The sequence below is a fragment of the Paenibacillus sp. P4_A7 genome (genome assembly GCF_056402455.1).
This window is the reverse complement of the sequence record NZ_JBFUHJ010000075.1, coordinates 1-20,505: the sequence shown is the minus strand read 5'-3', so window position 1 is coordinate 20,505 and position 20,505 is coordinate 1. Positions and strand designations below refer to the sequence as shown.

Here is a 20,505-nt window from a genome sequence, read left to right as displayed (position 1 = left end):
GTCACTTGTAACACCTTTATTGCTGCCTTCTGTTTGTTATTGTTAACTCTCAAATACTATTTCATCAAAATGAAAGGTGATTCTTTACGTATAATGCGTAGAATTATCTTTTCTTTTTTTAGAATAATAGGAAAGCATAAGTCTCATCCTTATACTTAGCTTATTTTCACTGCTTAACGACCCCTCTTGCCTCACGGTCGGCGACAGCCGTTTAAGTTCACTTGTGATGAGGCGCCTGAAAGGTGGAAGAACGGATAACAAGCTCCGGTTCTAAGTGAACAATTTTGATAGAATCAGGGGATTCAATAAGTTCAATAATCGTTTTTGCAATAACAGCTGTTATCGAAGATATAGCAACACCAACTATGGTCATTGGAATCTCAAGGTCCTCCATCTGAGGCAGATTGTCATAACTGACGACAGACATATGATGTGGAACAGTAAGCCCTTGCTCATTGATCGCTTTAATGAAACCTCGCGTCAAATCGATACCGCCACTGATGACAGCAGTCGGACGTACTGGTCGATCGAGCATGCTGCGAGCAGCAGTATAACCGTCGTGAAACTCTAAACCATTCATCTGAAGGATAGAATGACTTTCAAAGTGATGGCCAAGGCGAGTAATTTCCTCACGGAATGCTTCGATCTTCACCGCTTGCAGCGGATCATGTGTCTTCGGTTCTCCAATGTAGGCGATATGGGTATGGCCTAATTCAACCAAATGACGAACAGCTAAACGAATGGCTTGTCCTCGGTTTACATCCACTGTGGAAAATGGCGTGTAGCTGGCTGCTCCATAGGTGAGAATCGGTATTTTCATAGGATTTAAGTCCATATCACTGGGAATACTGTCTCTGTCGCCGAAGACGAGTATCGCATCCACTTGGTAGCGGCGAAATGTTTCAATCGCTGATTCTGTATTGCTTATAGAAAGTAGAGTAACATAGCCGAAATTTTCAAGTTCTTCGTTGAGCTTTGTAAGCAGGGAGGAAAGGGCGGCTCGCTCGATGGATGGCCATACGATGCCGATAGCTCCGCTCTTTCTAGAGACGAGACTTCGGGCTGCAATATTGGGTTGATAACCCATTTCCTTAGCGATTGATAGGATAAGTTGTTTCGTTTTATTTTGTACGAGCGGACTATCTCTTAGTGCCTTAGAGACAGTGGAAAAGCTGACGCCTGCTCGCTCTGCGATATCTTTAATGGTTACCATATTTCCCCTCCGAAAGGAACATTTGCGAGTAATGGCGTAAATCGATTGTCTTATCATAATATACTTATTTCATAAATGAAAGCGACACAATTTTTGAGTGGACACTGTAATTATAATCGTATATCATTGAAATAACAACGTTGTTAATTTGGTAGAGGAGTGATTGCTGATGTTTAACTTACAAGATACAGTATCAGTTGTTATCGGAGGTAATGGTGTGCTCGGCAGTGYGATGGCAGCTGCGCTTGCAGAAGCAGGTTCAAAGGTGGCTATCGTTGGTCGAGACATGGAGAAAGCTAAATTGGTATGTGAGCAAATTGTAGGGAATGGCGGTACAGCGATCTCTTTTCAGGCGGATGCTACCAATAAAAATGAGTTGAAATCCGTATTGGACCAAGTGCTGCAATGGGGTGGGCGAGTAGACACGCTCATTAATGCTTCCGGAACGAATAGTACGACACCGTTTTTTGACTTGGAAATGGATGAATGGGACCGAATTATGGATGTTAACTTAAAAAGCGTCGTACTTGCGTGTCAAGTCTTTGGTAAACAGATGATTGAACAAGGCAGTGGCGGTTCCATAATTAATATATCTTCGGTATCATCTGCACCACCTTTATCCAAAGTATTTACGTATTCGGCATCAAAAGCTGGAGTTAATAGTATAACTCAGTTTCTCGCTCGTGAGTTTGCTCCAGATAAAGTAAGAGTTAATGCGATTATTCCAGGCTTCTTCCCAGCTGAGCAAAATAAAAAAATTCTATCCCCGGATAGAGTTGAATCGATTATGAAGCATACCCCAATGGACCGCTTCGGAAGTCCCGATGAGCTTAAGGGAGCGGTTGTTTACTTAGCATCACAAAAAGCGTCTTCGTTTGTAACCGGTACTTTTGTAAGAGTAGATGGCGGATTTGGAGCAATGACAATATGAGCGATATACTAACCAAACTAGTTGAAAACATTCCTGTACCAAAGCTAGTCAAGATTAGGCAGTCGTTTGACGACACCATATTAGCGGATCCGATTGGTGATTTGATCAAGGGTCTACAAGCTTCAAGCGCAATGACTGGAATTACTGCTGGGCAGAAGGTAGCGGTAGCCGTGGGCAGCCGTGGCATCTCTCGCATTGATGAACTGACAAAGACACTTATCGATGAGCTGAAGAGAAAGGGTGCGGAGCCTTTCATTGTGCCTTGTATGGGCAGTCATGGCGGGGCAACAGCAGAAGGTCAGACCGAAGTTCTTGCTCATCTCGGTATCGACGAGGCACGGATGGGATGCCCGGTTCGTTCATCGATGGAGGTTGTTGAACTAGACCGTCTTCCGAATGGCCTGCCGATTTATTGCGACAAGATCGCGGCTACAGAGGCAGACGCTATTATCGTCATTAATCGGATTAAGCCACATACTGCTTTCCGCGGGACAATTGAAAGTGGTATGTTTAAAATGATATCTATCGGACTGGGCAAGCAGAAAGGCGCGGAGGCGTGTCACCAGCTAGGCTTTAAATATATGGCTGAGAACGTGCCAGCTATGGCTAAAGTTATGATAAAGAAGCTTCCGATCCAGTTTGGTGTAGCTATAGTCGAGAATGCATATGACCAAATTTGTCGTATAGAGATTCTTGGAACAGATATTATGGAGGAAAGAGAGAAAGAGCTGCTAGTTGAGGCGAAGAGCAGACTGCCGCAGATTCTATTCTCTGAACTCGATGTACTTGTTATTGATTATATCGGTAAAAACATTAGCGGAGATGGAGCCGATCCGAATATTACGGGCAGATACCCAACGCCTTATGCACATGGGGGACCTGAGGTTAATAAGATGGTTGTTCTCGATCTGACACCAGAGTCTCAAGGGAATGCTAATGGAGTTGGAACTGCTGATTTCACGACTAGCCGTTTGGTTAGCAAGACGGATTGGCCTAGTACCTATGCGAATGGACTGACATCGACAGTATGTGCGCCTACGAAGCAGGCAACAACACTTGCGAATGACCGTGATGCTATTAAAGCAGCGATAAAAACCTGCAACATTTTGGATTATACAACGTGTAAACTGATTCGTATTCGTGATACACTGCATCTCGGAACGATTGAAATTTCAGAAGCGCTGCTTGAAGAAGCAAAAAGAAATCCGCGTATCGTAATTTTAGAAGGACCATACGAGTGGAAGTTCGACGAGGAAGGATATTTACCAAAATGAGTATAAATAGTAAGATTGTAATAGCAGTTGATATTGGAACGACAAGCTTGAAGACGCTAGCTGTTGACCCATCAGGGAATATTCATGGCACCCATTCCATACCCTATCCGCTGCATACTCCAAGTCCTGGCTACGCAGAGCAGGATCCGGATGTTATATACGCAGCTGTATTAGATGGAATAGCCAATCTTATGAAGAAAGGTGCGTGGCAAGCTGAAGATATTTGGTGTGTTACTTTTAGCTCAGCTAACCACAGCTTGATTCTACTAGATGAAAATGAGCTTCCGCTTACACCGAGTATCACGTGGGCGGATCAACGCAGTGCTGAACAAGCGGAGAGATTGTTGAAGGATGGTACTGGGTTATCGATATATTTGCGAACAGGTACACCAATCCACCCTATGTCACCGCTATTGAAGCTGATTTGGATGAAAGAAAATCGTCCGGATCTATTCTATGCGGCAAAGCATGTTATCGGTATTAAGGAATATATTTTGAATAAACTATTCGGGATTATGGTAATGGATTATTCCATTGCGAGCGCTACTGGATTATTCAACTTGGAATCGTTAAGTTGGGATAGCGAAGCATTGCAGCTAGCAGGTATTACAGAAGAACAACTGCCGCGGCTAGTTCCGACTACTGAACGAATTGATGGTTTGAATCAAGCTGCTGCTGAGTATATGGGTCTTGATGCGGGTACGCCATTTATTCTTGGAGCACAGGACGGAGTTTTGGCCAATCTTGGAATTGGTGCGATTGAGGATGGTGTTGTTGCTGTGACTATTGGCACGAGCAGCGCTGTTAGAACCTCAGTTAGTCAGCCAACCTTGGATCCAGAGGGGCGATTGTTCTGCTACGCATTGACGGAAGATCACTGGATAGTAGGCGGTCCTTCAAACAATGGAGCTATCGTCGCTAGCTGGATATCGGATCGTTTATTTCCCGGGAAAGCATTAGAAGATGTGATTCCACTTGCTGCAGCTGTACCGGCCGGCTCGAACGGTCTTCTATTTCTACCATTATTATCAGGAGAGCGAGCTCCTTTCTGGGATGCTCAAGCCAAAGGGGTCATGTTTGGACTGACTTTGGCTCATAATGAGTCGGATATGCTTCGCGCAGCATTAGAGGGTGTTTTGTTCCAAGTTGCCGCTATTGTCTCTTTAATGAAGGAAGCTGGAAGAAGCCCGAAGGAAGTTAGGGCATCCGGAGGCTTTGCCCGTTCTTCTATATGGTGCCAGATGATGGCGGATATGCTGGGCGTAACTGTAAGCGTACCCGAATCCGTAGAGAGCTCTGGTCTTGGGGCTRCACAGCTTGGCATTTATGCAATGGAAGGCTGCAGTGGTCCTTTGCTTAGGTGGAAAGAAGTGGGGGGGAGTCTTTATGAACCAGACGCAGCCAATCATAAACGTTATCAAGAATTGCTACCTTTATATTTAAGAATTTATGATCGGTTGAAAGAACCAATGAGAGAAATGACGAAGCTGCAGCTGGCACACGCTGAATTGCTTTAAGAGATCTAGTTAAAGTCAATGGACGGGCGGGGTAAGACGGGGAATTTGTTAGTAAGGCGGTTATTGAGGCGGTTATTGAGATAATGAAGAAGATTACGAAGCTGCAGCAGGCATCAGCTGAATTGCTTTAATTACTTCTGGTTATATAGAATGTTAATGAGTGATACTCACTCTTTAGTGAGGCTAATCTCATTAATGACAATAATACAAGGTGAATTGTTCTGTATTGTGAGGTAAACTTCATTCCCCATGAGGATAACTTCATCGCTAGTGAGTTTTACCTCATTAATTCGATAAACGAATAACAGATATATTTTAAATAGTGAAGTAACCTCATACTTATTGAGATTATGCTCATATTAGGATGGAAATCATCCCAAAAGGCTCGCTTGTTTAATAGTAATTCAATCTTTCATAGAAATTCATTCTTTGATATCCATTCATTGCTTAACATTAATTCAATCCTTAGCATCAATTCACGGCTAAGTAATAGATGAAGGACTTCAGCACGTACACGAATTTGTACTTCCATTTGGGAATGTGGCTGAAATAAATAGTTCACCTTTGAAAGTAGGAGGAAGGCAATGTGGATGTTTAATGGAAACTAATATCCACTTTGTTCCTCGGTAAACGCCGAGAAGTTATTTAGCTGAAAGGAGGGATTTCAATGCATGATAAATATAGTAAGCTGCAATCGATTTTATTAGAAATGGAATCCGTTGTTGTTGCGTTCTCTGGTGGTGTGGACAGCACTTTTCTACTTGATGTTGCATTAAAGACACTTGGAAGCGAGCGTGTCTTGGCAGTTACGGCTGATTCAGAAACGTACCCAACTGAAGAGCTTGAAGAAGCTATTAAGCTTGCCAAAAGTATCGGAGCAGTTCATAAAGTTATTGAAACGTCGGAATTAAGCATTCCTGGTTATAAAGAGAATAATGCAAACCGTTGTTATTTTTGCAAAAAAAGCTTATTCGAGCATTTGAAACCGTTCGTGAAGGATGGGACTTATCGGCATATCATATATGGTCTTATAGCAGATGACATGAATGAACATAGACCAGGGGTTCAAGCGGCAAAAGAACGAGGTGTTCGAGGACCTTTGCAGGAAGCGGGTCTTTTTAAAGAGGAGATTCGTGATCTCTCTCGTGAGCATGGCCTTCCAACTTGGGATAAGCCTTCATTCGCTTGTCTTTCGTCAAGGATTGCGTATGGCGAGACGATCACAATTGAGAAGCTAGGACGTGTCGGAGAATCTGAGCGTTATATTCGTTCACTAGGATTTGGGCAAGTCAGAGTAAGAAGTCACGGTGATATCGCTAGAATCGAAGTTGAGCCTGGAGATATGGAACGACTGATCAGTCAAGCCTCTAGTATTTCAGATAAATTGAAGGAGCTAGGCTATATTTATGTAGCAATGGATCTTTCCGGTTATCGCAGCGGTAGCATGAATAAAGTGCTTGAACGCGGGGGTTCAACACTATGAATGAGTTTGAGGATCTAGGGTTTTGTAAACTGGATGTTGGCCGAGATGAAAGAACTGGACATCCAGAGGTAGTATTTGGACTAGGGAAGACAACGGATCAGGTTGAAACGATTTTCTCTAGGCTGGTAGAGGTACATGGTAGAGCACTAGTCACACGGGCGACAGTCGAGATGGCGGAACGAGTTGCCAAAAGGTATCCAGAAGCACGTTATGATGAAGCGTCTCGTCTCATTTCTTTAGGTCAATCTACGCGGAAGTTACCAGGGAAAATTGCTGTATTGACTGGAGGAACATCGGATATTCCTGTGGCAGAGGAAGCAGCAGGAACCGCAGAATGGATGGGATGCGATGTTGATCGCATCTTTGATGTCGGTGTTGCTGGAATCGATCGTCTGCTAAGTCAGAAAGATCGGATCAGAGAAGCTTCTGTAGTAATTGGTGTCGCTGGCATGGAGGGCGCCTTGGTCAGTGTAGTCGGTGGACTTGTGCGCAGACCGGTTATTGCTGTACCTACATCTGTGGGATACGGTGCCAATTTACAAGGGATCACAACACTTCTAGCTATGATGACCTCTTGTGCAGCTGGTGTTACAGTCGTTAACATCGACAATGGCTTTGGGGCAGGGTTTCAAGCAGCAATGATATTACAACTTGTAGCGGAGGGCACGTAGTATGAGGACGATCTATTTAGATTGTATTTCAGGCATAGCGGGTGATATGGCTCTTTCCGCACTGGTAGACTTAGGCGCAGACCCAGAATATATTATTAGTCATCTAGCTAAACTTCCCATCGATCCATTTACAATGGAATTTGTAGAGGTGGATCGTAGAGGCATTACAGCCAAATGGCTGAAGCTGAATTTTGAGCATGTTGTGCTGGCGCATGATCACAGCCACGGACATAGTCATGATCATTATCATGACCACAGTCACGGACATAGTCATGATCATAGTCATGAACATAGTCATGATCATAGTCATGATCATAGTCATGATCATAGTCATGATCATAGTCATGATCATAGTCATGATCATAGTCATGATCATAGTCATGAACATAGTCATGATCACAGACATGGTCATAGTCATGATCATAGCCATGGTCACAGTCACGGACATAGTCATGAAAACAGTCATGGTCATAGTCATGAACATAGCCATGATCACAGCCATGATCACAGCCATGGTCATAGTCACGATCAAAGTCATGGTCACAGTCACGGACATAGTCATGACCATAGCCATGATCAAAGTCATGGACATAGTCATGAACACAGTCATGATAATAGTCATGAAAACAGTCACGACCATAGTCATGATCACAGCCATGGTCATAGTCATGACCATGACGGGCATACACATGGCACAAGTRAACACTCGCATGTGCATAGAAAAGCTTCTGACATTATACATATGATCGAGATCTCAAGTCTGCCGGATCGTGTCAAAGAACGCAGCTTGGCAATCTTTCATTTGATTGCAATGGCGGAAGGGAAAATCCATGGTATGGATCCGGCTGATGTTCATTTTCACGAAGTTGGAGCGATGGATTCCATTTTAGATGTAATTGGAGTTTGTTTAGCTCTTGAAAGTCTTCGAGTCGGACAAATTATTGTCTCACCCGTTCCAACAGGAACAGGCAGGCTTCGTATGGCGCATGGATTATATCCGATTCCTGCTCCTGCGACAGCAGAGCTGCTTCGTGGAGTTCCGTTGTCTTCATTTACAGCACAAGGTGAGCTAACTACGCCAACCGGTGCAGGAATAGTAAAGGCGCTTGCTACTGGCTTTGGCACATTGCCTGCAGGGACAATTGATCGAATTGGATATGGCGCCGGAACCAAAAATTTTGATCATCCGAATGTAATAAGAGCCGTTCTTTTTCAGCAAGAGCAAACTAACAAGCAACAAGAGACGATTGTTGTATTAGAGGCGCAAGTAGACGATTCAACAGGTGAGACACTCGGCTATGCGATGGAGAAGCTGTTCGAAGCAGGTGCGCTAGATGTCTACCACACCCCGGTTTATATGAAAAAAAATCGTCCAGGTGTACTCTTAACCGTTTTGTGCCACCCTGCTAAAAGCGATTATTGTGAGGAAACGTTGCTAACGGAAACGTCAACCTTTGGTGTTCGTCGAAGTAATTGGCAGCGTAGAGCGCTTGAACGGCAATGGATTCAGGTAGAAACAGCTTACGGATCAATTAATGTGAAACAAGCTATTGATGGTAAAAGAATCATTCGCCAATCACCAGAATTTGAAGATGCGGCACAGGCTGCACGTAAATTCGGTGTCCCACTTGAGGCTGTTTATCGTGAAGTATATAAACGTCTTACTGACTAGAGTTAATTTTTTGTTTAAAGCCAAATACGTTCAAATTCTGAAACTAATGGTAGTCATCTTGGGAATTGAGCTGAATTAGTTTCAGAATTTGCAAATAATCAGCAGGATAGGGCTCTTAAATCGAGTTACCAACACATTAGGTTCATTTAATGACACTAAATCGTTTATCATTCTTCGTTTGGTTAGTTTAGTTGTAATAATTGAAACTAAGCTAGCTAAACGAACACGACGAATCAAGCAAACCAAGCAAACCAAGCAAACCAAACCAAACCAAGCAAACCAAACGAACCAAGCAAACCAAGCAAACCAAGCAAACCAAACGAATCAAACGTACATGACGAACTAGACAAACTAAACAAACACGATGAACTTGACAATCCAAATGAACAAAATTAAAGTAACGAACCAAACGAACCAAACGAACCAAACGAACCAAACGAGCACGACGATCCTAGTGATCAAAAAGCCTAATGCATCAAAGCGAGGCAGTCTTTTTGGACATTTTTAACAACGTTGTTATTTGAGTTGAGAGATTAATAACCTATTAATCATAAGGGAGAGACATTACATGAATAAGCAACAGATCGGTGTCATTAGCCTTGCTGAAATGGGAAAAAATCTTGCATTGAATTTGGAAAGCCGCGGTTTTGAGGTTGCTGTTTTTAACCGGTCATTTGAAAAAACAAAGAACTGGTAATTGAGGCTGCTGGCATAAAGTTATTCGGGTACGAAACGTTAGCGGACTTTGTTGCTTCACTTGAACTGCCAAGAAAAATTTTGATCATGGTCAAAGCTGGAGCTGCTACTGACGATACAATCGCACAGCTTGTCCCGCTGCTTGAAAAAGGCGATATTTTGATTGATGGAGGAGACTCTTACTTCGTAGATACACAGCGGAGAACGAAGGAGCTTGAACCGCAAGGCATTCATTTTATCGGATCAGGCGTTTCGGGTGGTGAGCAGGGTGCTTTAGAAGGACCCGCGATCATGTCGGGTGGAACCAAAGAGGCTTATGCGCATGTCGAGCTTTATTTGACGGTCATTTCTGCTAAAGTCGATGGAGATCCTTGCTGTTCGTATATCGGACCAGATGGTGCGGGTCATTATGTGAAAATGGTTCACAACGGCATCGAATATGGCGATATGCAGATAATTTGCGAGGCTTACCATCTACTGAAGGAAGTCATAGGGGAAGAGCCGGAGGAGCTTCACCACATTTTCAAAAAATGGAATGAAGGTGAGCTTAACAGCTACTTAATAATATGCTCCTACGCACAAAGGTTTGCTCAATTGAAAATGGCTTCAGATACGTATGGATGGGGATTGAATTGCGGAAACATCGCGATGTTATTCCGCGGAGGATGTATTATCCGAGCTCAATTTCTAGATAACATCAAGGACGCTTTTGAGAAGTATGCGGGATTGACTAACCTGCTTTTAGATGATTATTTCAGAAATATAGTCAATGAATATCAACAAGCATGGCGTGAAGTTGTTGCAGCTGCAACTCTTAATGGTGTTACTATCCCAGCATTCGCATCCGCTCTATCTTATTTTGATGCTTATCGTACAGAATATCTCCCTGCTAATTTGCTTCAAGCACAGCGTGATTATTTCGGTGCCCATACTTTTGAGCGTGTTGACAAAGAAGGCAGCTTTCACTTTCAATGGAGCAACTAAATATAAAGGAGAAATGATAATGAAAACTCAAATGGACATTAACTTAACTGATCTTAGACCAACAGTTGAACGCTTGGCTCTCAGCATGCCTGTTACTGATATGCACACCCATCTATATGCTCCTGAATTTGGTGAATTGCTATTGTGGGGTATTGATGAGCTATTAACCTATCATTATTTGATTTCAGAATCATTCAGATGGTCAGTAGAAGAATATGATCATTTCTGGTCGATGTCTAAGCGTGAACAAGCAGATTGGATTTGGAAAGCATTATTTATTGATCATTCTCCTGTAAGCGAGGCAACAAGTGGTTTTATTACAATACTTAAGCGTCTTGGACTGGATGTATCCTCACGTAATCTTGATGATTATCGTAAGGAATTGGCGAAACGCACCGTACAAGAACAAGTCGATACAGTCATGCAAATTGCAGGTATTGATAAAATAGTTATGACAAACGACCCATTTGATCCTATTGAGCGTCCAGTGTGGCTGTCAGGAAACGGAAAATCAGATCCTCGTTTTTATGCAGCGCTTCGGGTAGATACGTTACTGAATGACTGGCCTCATGCTGTAAAAGAGCTACAAAGTCTTGGCTTTGATGTACAAGCGGAGTGGACTGAACGAACGCAAGAGGAAACACGCCGTTTTCTGACGGAGTGGATCGTTCGTATGGATGCCCTTTACCTTGCCGTTTCAATGCCTGGAGACTTTAAGTATCCGGCAGAAGATCATCGAAGCAAGATGATTGATGATGTTATGGTTCCAGTATGCCAGGAGCAAAACATTCCATTTGCACTTATGATCGGTGTTCGCAGAAGAGTGAATCCTGGATTAGGCTTGGCAGGCGATATGAGTATGCTGTCAGATGTTTCGTCAGTTGAAGCATTATGCCGTCGTTATCCGGACCAGAAATTTCTAATAACGATGTTGGCGAGAGAAAACCAGCATGAGTTGACTGTTCTCGCTCGTAAGTTCCGTAATTTGATGATTTTCGGCTGTTGGTGGTTTTTGCACATCGAATCTATAGTTGAAGAAATGACTCGTTTCCGTATAGAGCTTCTAGGTACTTCGATGATCCCACAGCACTCCGACTGTCGCGTCTTCGAGCAGTTGATTTACAAATGGGAGCATTCCAGAAAAATTATTGGCAACGTGCTCGCTGACAAATACGAGAAGTTGCTTCTAAGTGGTTGGCAGGTTACAGAAGAAGATATTAAGAGAGATTTAGACGATATGCTAAATCGTAATTTCTGGCGCTTCCTAGGGAAAGAGCAATATTAAATAATAATTTCATACCAAAAAGGTGCAGCCGTAGGCTGTGCTTTTTTTGTATATAAGAATTTATAAGTTATCACTTATAAATGTGCTTATATATCTCCGCGAAACGAATGATTTTGCCGAAGATGACGGCGACAGCCGTTTACGCTTGGTATCAAATTATTATTTCTTCAAATGGCGACATTGAGTTATTATTAATGGAAGAGTTTGTCGTTTGAACAAAAATAGTTTTTTCAAAGCGGTCGAGGGAGTCGTTTTATGAATAATAAGGCAGTAATTCTCGGTTCCAATTACTTTATAGGTTTAAGTGTAATAAGATGCCTCGGTGCAAATCATATTCATACAGTGGCTATGGATTATTCCAGAGAAAATGCCTATGCCTCTAAATCAAAATATTTAAAAGAGCATATCATCGTTCCCCATTACAAGCACAATAAAGAGGAGCTTTTGAACTTTTTAATTGACTACGCGAAGAAACAGGAAGAGAAGCCTGTGTTGTTTCCCTGTGGGGACCCTTATGTAGAGTTCATCGATGCTCATCTGGACGAGCTTAGAGAATACTACTTGCTTAATATGACGGAACAAGGATTCTGGAGCAACATGATGGACAAGGAATTTCTTCATAAGTTGGCATCGAAGCACGATGTAAGGGTGCCAGAAACTTTAATTCCATCGGATGAGAGATTTGATGAAAAGGTCCTCACTCAAATTGGTTTTCCATGCATAGTGAAGCCTACAGACTCTCCAACCTTTGTAAAAATATTTAGGGTGAAAATGTTCAAATGTTATCATCTAGATGAATTAAAGCTAGCAATTGAGAAGGCGGACAAAGAAAATCTACAGGTAATCATTCAAAGAATTATACCCGGCTTTGATGATCATATGTATACTTTTGATGCCTATCTGGACCAAAATTCTAAGGTTACTCACTGGATAACCTGCCAGAAGCTGAGACAGTATCCAATTAATTTTGGAGCATCTACCTATACAAGGCAGAAGTACGTACAGGAGCTGTATAATATAGGAGCTCCTTTTCTAGAATCCATTGGTTATAAGGGCTTTGCTGAAATTGAGTTTAAGAAAGACGAGAAGACGGGTAAGTTTTATTTAATAGAAGTGAACGCTAGAACAACCACTCTAAATATTTTACTTGAGAAATGTGGAATAAACTTTCCTATTTTGGCCTATAACGAGCTTACGGGAAAAGAGATTGGCAGGCATGCTATTCAATATGATACGGGTATCGTATTTAGCTATATGTTTGAGGACATGCTTGCAGCAAGACAATATATTAAAACCAAGCAATTGAGCAGAATAACGATAATAAAGTCTCTTTTTGCTAAAAAGAAGGCACCTGCAATTTGGAGTATAAATGATCCTGCGCCAGCTTTTTCTTTCTTCTATATGATGCTAAAAAAAGTGAAGAAGAAGTTAATAAGTTAAATAAAAATAAGTGGGTTGAATAAATGGATAATGAAAAGCAGCGCTTAAGTATTGAAGCGGCAAGGTTGTATTACCAAGCTGATTTTAGTCAGCAGCAGATTTCCTCACAGTTAGGAATGTCGAGGCCAACCGTATCTAGATTGCTTCAATATGCGAAAGAGCAGGGCTATGTAAAGATTGAAATAAAGGATCCCCGCGAGGACTTAGATATCTTAGCAAATGAACTGAAGAAGAAGTACAAGCTAGAAACGGTCCAGCTCTGTGCTACACCGCGTAATGAGCATGAAGAAATCAAAAAATATATTAGCAAAGAAGCAGCACAATTTCTTAACGATACGGTCATGGATGGAGATATTATCGGTGTTACATGGGGGACAACCATGCATGCGGTAGCCCTTCAATTACAACCAAAATCAGTAAAAGGAGTGGAGGTTGTACAATTGAAAGGGGGAGTTAGCCACTCTCAAGTGAGTACTTATGCTGCGGAAATCGTTAATTTATTCGCTAATGCATTTCAGACAGTCGCGAGGCATTTGCCGCTGCCCGTTATTTTTGATCGCATCGAGGTTAAGCAAGTGGTTGAAGAGGATCGTCACATCGGACGAATTATTGAGATGGGGAAACAAGCCAATATCGCAGTATTCACGGTTGGGACAGTGAAGGAAGATGCGCTGCTGTTCCGTTTAGGTTACTTTAATGAAGAGGAGCAAGAGCTTCTGCAGCGAACGGGAGCAGGAGATATTTGTTCACGATTTTTCGATGCAGAGGGAAATATTTGCAGTGAAGAAATTAATAATCGTACCGTAGGACTGGATCTTGCTGAATTACGGAAAAAGGAAAAGTCTATTCTTGTTGCCGGTGGCCAACGTAAACTTGAGGCCATCCAAGCTGCGCTCGTTGGTAAATACGCAAATATTTTAATTACGGACCAGTATACCGCGTTAGCATTGTTAACATAAGTCCAATTCTGCTGTAGCTTATACAGCAGAATTTTTTTTTTAGAATAGGAAATAATATATATATGAACATAATTTCAAATGATGTTTTACATATGTTCACGCGCGTGTTATTATAAGCATGAACTTGATGAGTCGTATAGGAGGAGGATGAAATGAACATGATAAATTTGTCCAATATGATCGACCATACGCTTTTGCGAGCAGATGCAACAAAAGCTGAGATTACAAAGATAACAGATGAAGCTTTAAAATATGAATTTTGTTCGGTTTGTGTAAATCCAACCTGGGTGGCATACGCAGCTGAACGTTTAGCTGGAAGCAAAGTTAAGGTTTGTACCGTAATCGGATTTCCACTTGGAGCTTCTACAAGTGATACGAAAGCCTTTGAAGCCCAAAATGCCATTTTAAACGGAGCAACAGAGGTTGATATGGTTATTAACATTGGTGCTCTGAAAGATGGCGATCACCAGCTCGTCGAGAACGATATTCTAGCAGTTGTTCAGGCGTCAGCGGGGAAAGCACTTGTTAAGGTAATTATTGAGGCTTGTTTATTAACAGACGAAGAGAAAGTGGTTGCATGTCAGTTATCGGCTAAGGCTGGTGCAGACTTTGTGAAAACGTCAACCGGTTTCTCAACGGGTGGAGCGACCGCAGAGGATATAGCACTTATGCGTAAAACGGTTGGAGATAAGTTAGGGGTTAAAGCATCTGGAGGTATTCGGAATCTTCAAGATATGAACAGCATGATTTCTGCAGGCGCATCTAGAATTGGCGCCAGCTCAGGCGTCAAGATTATGGAAGGTCAAGAATCGAACTCTTCCTATTAAGGATATAGTTGACCGCATTGCTGTTCCTTCTTGGAGCAGCAATGTAATACCTTAAGAAGAACTAAGGAGAAGCAGCCTCTTAAAATAGCTTTATTGTAAGCGCTCTATGATAATCCGATAGATCATGACATCATGAATAACTAGGAGGACAAACAATGAAATATTTAATTGCTATATTGGGCTTGCTTATTGTTTTTGGCCTTTCTTACGTTGCCAGCAACAATAAAAGAAAGATTCGCTATCGTYCTTTGATCATCATGATCGTTCTGCAGTTCATTTTAGCTTTTGCTTTATTAAATACGGTCGCAGGAGCTTTCCTAATTGAAGGTTTTTCTGAAATGTTTGGAAAGTTACTGACCTATGCAGGTGAAGGAATTAACTTTGTTTTTGGCGGCCTTCTAAATGAAGGACAATTTTCATTCTTTATATCCGTATTACTGCCGATTGTCGTTATTTCAGCGCTTATTGGTATTTTACAGTACGTTAAAATCATGCCGTTCATCATTAAATATATTGGACTGGCTTTGAGTAAAGTAAACGGAATGGGAAAACTGGAGTCTTATAACGCGGTAGCTTCAGCGATACTAGGTCAATCTGAAGTATTCATTTCTGTAAAAAAACAAATTGGCTTGCTGCCGCAGCAGCGYCTATATACTTTATGCGCCTCGGCAATGTCTACGGTGTCTATGTCGATTATCGGATCTTATATGCAAATTATTGATCCGAAATATGTTGTAACGGCGCTTGTGCTTAATCTGTTCGGAGGTTTCGTTATCGTTTCGATTCTCAATCCTTACACCGTTTCCAAAGAAGAGGATATTTTGACCGTACAGGAGGATGAAAAACAATCCTTCTTCGAAATGCTGGGCGAGTATATAATGGATGGCTTCAAAGTCGCCATTATCGTAGCGGCAATGTTGATTGGTTTTGTAGCATTAATTGCATTGATTAATGGGATCTTTAGCGGAATATTCGGTATTTCATTCCAGCAGCTGCTTGGATATGTGTTCGCACCATTTGCATTTGTAATGGGCGTTCCATGGCGTGAAGCGGTTGAAGCCGGAAGCATAATGGCAACTAAGTTGGTTTCCAATGAATTTGTGGCTATGCTAGAATTAGTTAAACATACGGAATTATCTGCAAGAACAATTGGGATTGTTTCGGTGTTCCTTGTCTCGTTCGCGAACTTTTCTTCAATCGGTATCATATCCGGTGCTGTTAAAGGACTGCATGAAAAGCAAGGGAATGTTGTTGCGCGATTTGGTCTGAAATTACTGTATGGAGCAACCTTGGTTAGCGTCTTGTCTGCCACAATAGCCGGCATATTTTTGTAGAGCTAGCCATGCGAAAGGGAGAGATTAAACAAAATGAAGTCATTTGAGCGGATACACCTTATTGTTATGGACTCAGTAGGTATTGGAGAAGCGCCGGACGCAGCTGAATTTGGGGATTTCGACGTTGATACGATCGGACATATTGCCCGTGAATTAGGCGGCCTTGATATGCCGAATATGGCCAAGCTTGGATTGTCAAATATAAAAGAAATTGAAGGAGTGAGAGCAGCGGAACAACCGCTTGCTTACTACACAAAGATGCAGGAAACCTCCAGCGGTAAAGATACGATGACTGGCCATTGGGAGATCATGGGTCTTTATATCGATACCCCCTTCCGCGTGTTCGAGGATGGTTTTCCTGATGAATTAATTGCTCAGATTGAAGCGAAAACCGGCCGGAAAGTAATCGGAAATAAGCCAGCGAGCGGCACGGAGATTATTATAGAGCTTGGGGAAGAGCATGTGAAAACAGGTGCGTTAATTGTTTATACTTCTTCCGATTCCGTGCTTCAAATTGCTGCTCATGAAGATGTTGTCCCTTTAAAGGAACTATATGAAATTTGTGAATACTGCCGCGAAATAACGTTAGAAGATCCCTACATGCTGGGTAGAATAATCGCACGTCCCTTTATCGGAGAACCTGGTCATTTTGAGCGGACTTCCAACCGCCATGATTATGCGTTGAAGCCATTCGGTCCTACGGTTATGAATGAATTAAAGGATGCGGGCTTTGATGTTATCGCATTAGGGAAAATATCAGATATCTACGATGGTGAAGGTGTAACGAAAGCGATTCGAACGAACTCGAATTCAGATGGTATGGATAAATTTACAGCCGTGTTTGATGATTCATTCAACGGTTTAAGCTTTATTAACTTAGTAGATTTCGATGCGTTATATGGACATCGTCGTGACCCTAAGGGATACGGACAAGCTTTAGAGGACTATGACACTCGTTTACCAGAAGTGCTCGCCAAAATGACTGATAATGATCTTCTAATTATTACTGCAGATCATGGCAATGATCCAACCTACAAAGGAACAGACCATACCCGTGAATATGTGCCGCTGCTTGTTTATTCACCGCGCTTCAAACAAGGCGGTAAAGAGCTACCTTTACGGGGAACTTTTGCGGATATTGGAGCAACGATTGCAGACAATTTTGGCGTTAAAATGCCACAGTATGGTACTAGCTTTTTGTCGGAGCTGAAATAATAACGGAGTAGAAGGAGAGATACGATGAGCGTTCATATTGAAGCAAAACAAGGTGAAATTGCCGACACTATTTTGTTGCCGGGTGATCCACTTCGAGCCAAATTTATTGCGGAAACGTATCTGGAAGATGTCATTTGCTACAATCAGGTACGAGGCATGTTAGGCTTTACCGGTACCTACAAAGGGAAGCGAATATCTGTGCAAGGAACAGGTATGGGCATTCCATCAATCAGTATTTATGTGAACGAGCTTATTAATGAATATGGCGTGAAAAACCTAATTCGTGTAGGTACTTGCGGCGCTATGCAGGAGAACGTGCATGTTCGTGAAGTTATTTTAGCACAAGCTGTTTGTACCGACTCCAGTRTCAACCGTCATGTCTTTGCTAATTATGACTTTTCACCTATTGCTAGCTTCAAGCTGTTAAAAGCAGCTTATGAGCGTGGTGTGGCAAAGGGCTTGAAGCTGCATGTGGGTAATGTGTTTACATCTGATACGTTCTATCGCGACGACAAATCAGTCGTACAAAAGCTGATGGAGCATGGTGTATTAGGAGTGGAAATGGAAACAACGGCTCTCTACACATTAGCTGCTAAATATGGCGTTAATGCTTTAACGATTCTAACGGTGAGCGACCATTTATTGACGGGCGAGGAAACGACATCAGAAGAGAGACAAACAACCTTCAACGATATGATGGAGGTTGCACTTGAAACTGTAACTAGCGAGGAGGCACTATCATGAGAATGGTTGATCTAATTGAGAAAAAGCGTGACGGAGAAGAACTGACGACCGAAGAAATTAATTTCATTATAGAAGGCTATACGAAGGATGAAATCCCAGATTATCAAATTAGTGCTTGGGCAATGGCCGTATTCTTTCAAGATATGACGGAGAGAGAACGAGCAGATTTGACGATGGCTATTGTTAATTCAGGCGATACCATTGATCTATCCGCGATTGAAGGAATTAAAGTAGATAAACATTCCACAGGTGGGGTAGGCGATACTACGACACTTGTCTTGGCGCCTCTTGTTGCTGCATTGGATATTCCGGTAGCGAAGATGTCAGGCCGCGGACTGGGCCATACAGGCGGTACAATCGATAAGTTAGAAGCAATAGCTGGATTCCACGTAGAGATTGGTAAAGATGAATTCGTAAATTTGGTGAATAAGGATAAGATTGCTGTAATCGGCCAGTCAGGAAATCTAACGCCAGCTGATAAAAAATTGTATGCGCTGCGTGACGTTACCGCAACAGTAGATTCCATCCCTCTTATCGCCAGCTCGATTATGAGTAAGAAAATTGCTGCAGGCTCTGATGCGATTGTATTAGACGTGAAAACAGGTGCTGGGGCGTTTATGAAAACCGTGGAGGATGCGAAGGAACTTGCGCATGCTATGGTTAGTATCGGGAACAATGTCGGTCGTAAGACGATGGCAGTCATTTCAGACATGAGCCAACCTCTTGGTTTTGCCATTGGTAACGCACTGGAAGTCAAAGAAGCTATAGATACGCTGCAAGGGAAAGGGCCCAAGGACTTAGAAGAGCTTTGTCTTGCACTGGGACGGCAAATGGTTTATTTAGCGGATAAAGCAAGCTCGCTTGAAGAAGCTGAGGAAATGCTTAAGGAAGTTATTCGCAATGGGAAAGCATTGGAGAAATTCAAACAATTTATTGCTAACCAAGGCGGGGATCCCTCTGTAGTGGATCATCCGGAAAAATTACCGCAAGCAGCCTATTTAATCGAAGTACCTGCAAAGGAAGATGGAGTTGTTGCAGAAATCGTTGCTGATGAAATCGGTACGGCTGCAATGCTGTTAGGTGCAGGCAGAGCAACTAAGGATTCAGTAATCGACCTTGCTGTTGGTCTTATGCTTAATAAAAAAGTTGGCGAATCAGTCAAAGCGGGTGAATCTTTAGTTACGATTCATTCCAATAGACAAAATGTACAAGATATTATTGCAAAAATTTATGAAAATATTCGCGTAAGCGATCATGCGGAACCACCCGTGCTTATTTATGGCCTTGTGATGGAGTAAGGAAGACAACCAAATAACACTAAAGCATTTCTTGCTTTAAATAGTCAAAAAACCCTTTGGCCGCATTAGGCCAAAGGGTTTACGTTTCATCTGAATATCATTTTTGTATGTTAGATCAACGTATATTTTTCTCGTAAATCCGCACGAAGAGTAACAGCCGAATCCTCTTGAATGTAGTGACACACATACGAACGGCGCCAGCGGTCCTTACTGCGGTTCCGGCCAGAGGAATGAATTAAGAGTTCATGAAAAAATAAAATATCCCCTTTTTCCATAATGACTGGAATCTGTTCATTTAAGTCAATACCTTCCGTTTCGTGCGTAGTCGATTCATGCTCATTCAGATCTTTCACCGCACCGTGCGGCAGGAGACCTAGCTTATGTGAACCTGGAATAACCCAAAGACAGCCATTTTCTTCATCTACATGCTCTTCCATCGCAATCCAAGCTGCAACCATAGTCAAAGGATCGTTCTTGATATAGTAATAATCCTGATGCGATGCCTGTCCGTGTGAGCCCGGCTCTTTAAAGAAAAACATACTTTGCACGCAAACTGCTTCCCCCCCCATAAGCTGAGTCAACGCACCCCGAATGATAGGCAGTTTCATTATCTGACGGGATAAACCATCATGCTGATGGGCACTGAACAGTCGAGTCGAAAAACGTGCTTTCTCGGTAGTCCGTGCCCATTCAAGGGTTTCATCTAGCGGTGCCGAACGAATTTCATAAATGTGTCGGTTAAACACATCGACCAAATCGCTACTACAGCCTTTTTTTACAATAACATAACCATCTCGTTTGTACTGTTCGAGTTGCTCATCAGATAATGGTGTTAAAAGATCACTTTGCACATTAATCATAATTATTATCCCCTCTTCATTATACGAGTGTAATTGAAGCTGTTATGATGCGTTATTATGTTTTACGTTACTATGCACGTTCCTTTTCAACAATAGCTATGA

Annotated in this window: 17 protein-coding genes and 2 pseudogenes; 16 read left to right on the top strand and 3 right to left on the bottom strand. The window is 42.3% G+C overall.

The genetic code is table 11. The annotated features are described in order from the left end of the window. Positions 1–217: 217 nt before the first annotated feature. Positions 218–1,213, bottom strand: a complete 996-nt coding sequence (locus AC1DWN_RS12705) for a LacI family DNA-binding transcriptional regulator (RefSeq protein ID WP_477559262.1) — start codon at positions 1,211–1,213, stop codon at positions 218–220. 169 nt (positions 1,214–1,382) lie between these two features. Between AC1DWN_RS12705 and AC1DWN_RS12700 the strand changes: the two genes are divergently transcribed. The 6 genes and pseudogenes from AC1DWN_RS12700 to larC (AC1DWN_RS12675) all read left to right on the top strand — a co-directional run. After that, positions 1,383–2,144: an SDR family oxidoreductase gene (locus AC1DWN_RS12700; protein ID WP_477559261.1), complete on the top strand. Its 762-nt coding sequence runs from the start codon at positions 1,383–1,385 to the stop codon at positions 2,142–2,144. Further along, positions 2,141–3,418 (top strand): nickel pincer cofactor-dependent isomerase, group 22, encoded by a 1,278-nt coding sequence (locus tag AC1DWN_RS12695; RefSeq protein WP_477559260.1) that lies wholly within the window; start codon positions 2,141–2,143, stop codon positions 3,416–3,418. The genes AC1DWN_RS12700 and AC1DWN_RS12695 overlap by 4 nt, the downstream gene beginning before the upstream one ends. After that, positions 3,415–4,935: a gluconokinase gene (locus AC1DWN_RS12690; protein WP_477559259.1), complete on the top strand. Its 1,521-nt coding sequence runs from the start codon at positions 3,415–3,417 to the stop codon at positions 4,933–4,935. Before AC1DWN_RS12695 ends, AC1DWN_RS12690 begins: the two co-directional genes overlap by 4 nt. 667 nt (positions 4,936–5,602) lie before the next feature. Then, on the top strand, positions 5,603–6,418 hold the full coding sequence (gene larE, locus AC1DWN_RS12685) for an ATP-dependent sacrificial sulfur transferase LarE (RefSeq protein ID WP_477559258.1): 816 nt from the start codon (positions 5,603–5,605) through the stop codon (positions 6,416–6,418). Continuing rightward, on the top strand, positions 6,415–7,089 hold the full coding sequence (gene larB / locus AC1DWN_RS12680; RefSeq protein WP_477559257.1) for a nickel pincer cofactor biosynthesis protein LarB: 675 nt from the start codon (positions 6,415–6,417) through the stop codon (positions 7,087–7,089). Before larE ends, larB begins: the two co-directional genes overlap by 4 nt. Position 7,090: 1 nt before the next feature. Then, a pseudogene (larC, locus tag AC1DWN_RS12675) lies at positions 7,091–7,288 on the top strand (nickel insertion protein); the annotation flags it as partial. On the opposite strand, the gene AC1DWN_RS12670 reads toward larC (AC1DWN_RS12675), so the two are convergent. Further along, positions 7,254–7,787 (bottom strand): hypothetical protein, encoded by a 534-nt coding sequence (locus AC1DWN_RS12670; RefSeq protein WP_477559265.1) that lies wholly within the window; start codon positions 7,785–7,787, stop codon positions 7,254–7,256. The pseudogene larC (AC1DWN_RS12675) and the gene AC1DWN_RS12670 overlap by 35 nt on opposite strands. A 14-nt stretch (positions 7,788–7,801) precedes the next feature. Between AC1DWN_RS12670 and larC (AC1DWN_RS12665) the strand changes: the two genes are divergently transcribed. From larC (AC1DWN_RS12665) to AC1DWN_RS12620, 10 genes and pseudogenes are all read left to right on the top strand, one after another. After that, the gene (gene larC, locus AC1DWN_RS12665; RefSeq protein ID WP_477559264.1) at positions 7,802–8,761 is read left to right on the top strand and encodes a nickel pincer cofactor biosynthesis protein LarC; all 960 of its coding nucleotides are present in this window, start codon (positions 7,802–7,804) and stop codon (positions 8,759–8,761) included. A gap of 568 nt (positions 8,762–9,329) precedes the next feature. Further along, a pseudogene (locus AC1DWN_RS12660) lies at positions 9,330–10,441 on the top strand (NADP(+)-dependent, decarboxylating phosphogluconate dehydrogenase). A gap of 19 nt (positions 10,442–10,460) precedes the next feature. After that, a complete protein-coding gene (locus tag AC1DWN_RS12655) occupies positions 10,461–11,726 on the top strand; it encodes a glucuronate isomerase (protein ID WP_477559256.1) in 1,266 nt (421 codons plus the stop codon). Positions 11,727–11,981: 255 nt separating this feature from the next. Continuing rightward, entirely contained in the window at positions 11,982–13,166 is a 1,185-nt protein-coding gene (locus tag AC1DWN_RS12650) for a carboxylate--amine ligase (protein WP_477559255.1), read from the top strand. A gap of 23 nt (positions 13,167–13,189) precedes the next feature. Next, positions 13,190–14,125 carry a sugar-binding transcriptional regulator gene (locus AC1DWN_RS12645; RefSeq protein ID WP_477559254.1) on the top strand — a complete coding sequence of 312 codons (936 nt, stop codon included), beginning with the start codon at positions 13,190–13,192 and terminating at the stop codon, positions 14,123–14,125. Between the two features lie 158 nt (positions 14,126–14,283). Continuing rightward, positions 14,284–14,952: a deoxyribose-phosphate aldolase gene (deoC, locus tag AC1DWN_RS12640; protein ID WP_477559263.1), complete on the top strand. Its 669-nt coding sequence runs from the start codon at positions 14,284–14,286 to the stop codon at positions 14,950–14,952. A 155-nt stretch (positions 14,953–15,107) separates the two neighbouring features. Next, positions 15,108–16,286 carry a NupC/NupG family nucleoside CNT transporter gene (locus AC1DWN_RS12635; RefSeq protein ID WP_477559253.1) on the top strand — a complete coding sequence of 393 codons (1,179 nt, stop codon included), beginning with the start codon at positions 15,108–15,110 and terminating at the stop codon, positions 16,284–16,286. A 33-nt stretch (positions 16,287–16,319) separates the two neighbouring features. Next, on the top strand, positions 16,320–17,501 hold the full coding sequence (gene deoB / locus AC1DWN_RS12630; protein WP_477559252.1) for a phosphopentomutase: 1,182 nt from the start codon (positions 16,320–16,322) through the stop codon (positions 17,499–17,501). Positions 17,502–17,525: 24 nt separating this feature from the next. Further along, a complete protein-coding gene (gene deoD / locus AC1DWN_RS12625; protein ID WP_477559251.1) occupies positions 17,526–18,245 on the top strand; it encodes a purine-nucleoside phosphorylase in 720 nt (239 codons plus the stop codon). Beyond that, positions 18,242–19,543, top strand: a complete 1,302-nt coding sequence (locus AC1DWN_RS12620) for a pyrimidine-nucleoside phosphorylase (protein WP_477559250.1) — start codon at positions 18,242–18,244, stop codon at positions 19,541–19,543. The genes deoD and AC1DWN_RS12620 overlap by 4 nt, the downstream gene beginning before the upstream one ends. Before the next feature lie 110 nt (positions 19,544–19,653). On the opposite strand, the gene AC1DWN_RS12615 is transcribed toward AC1DWN_RS12620, so the two are convergent. Next, positions 19,654–20,403, bottom strand: a complete 750-nt coding sequence (locus AC1DWN_RS12615; RefSeq protein WP_477559249.1) for a phytanoyl-CoA dioxygenase family protein — start codon at positions 20,401–20,403, stop codon at positions 19,654–19,656. Between the last annotated feature and the right edge of the window lie 102 nt (positions 20,404–20,505).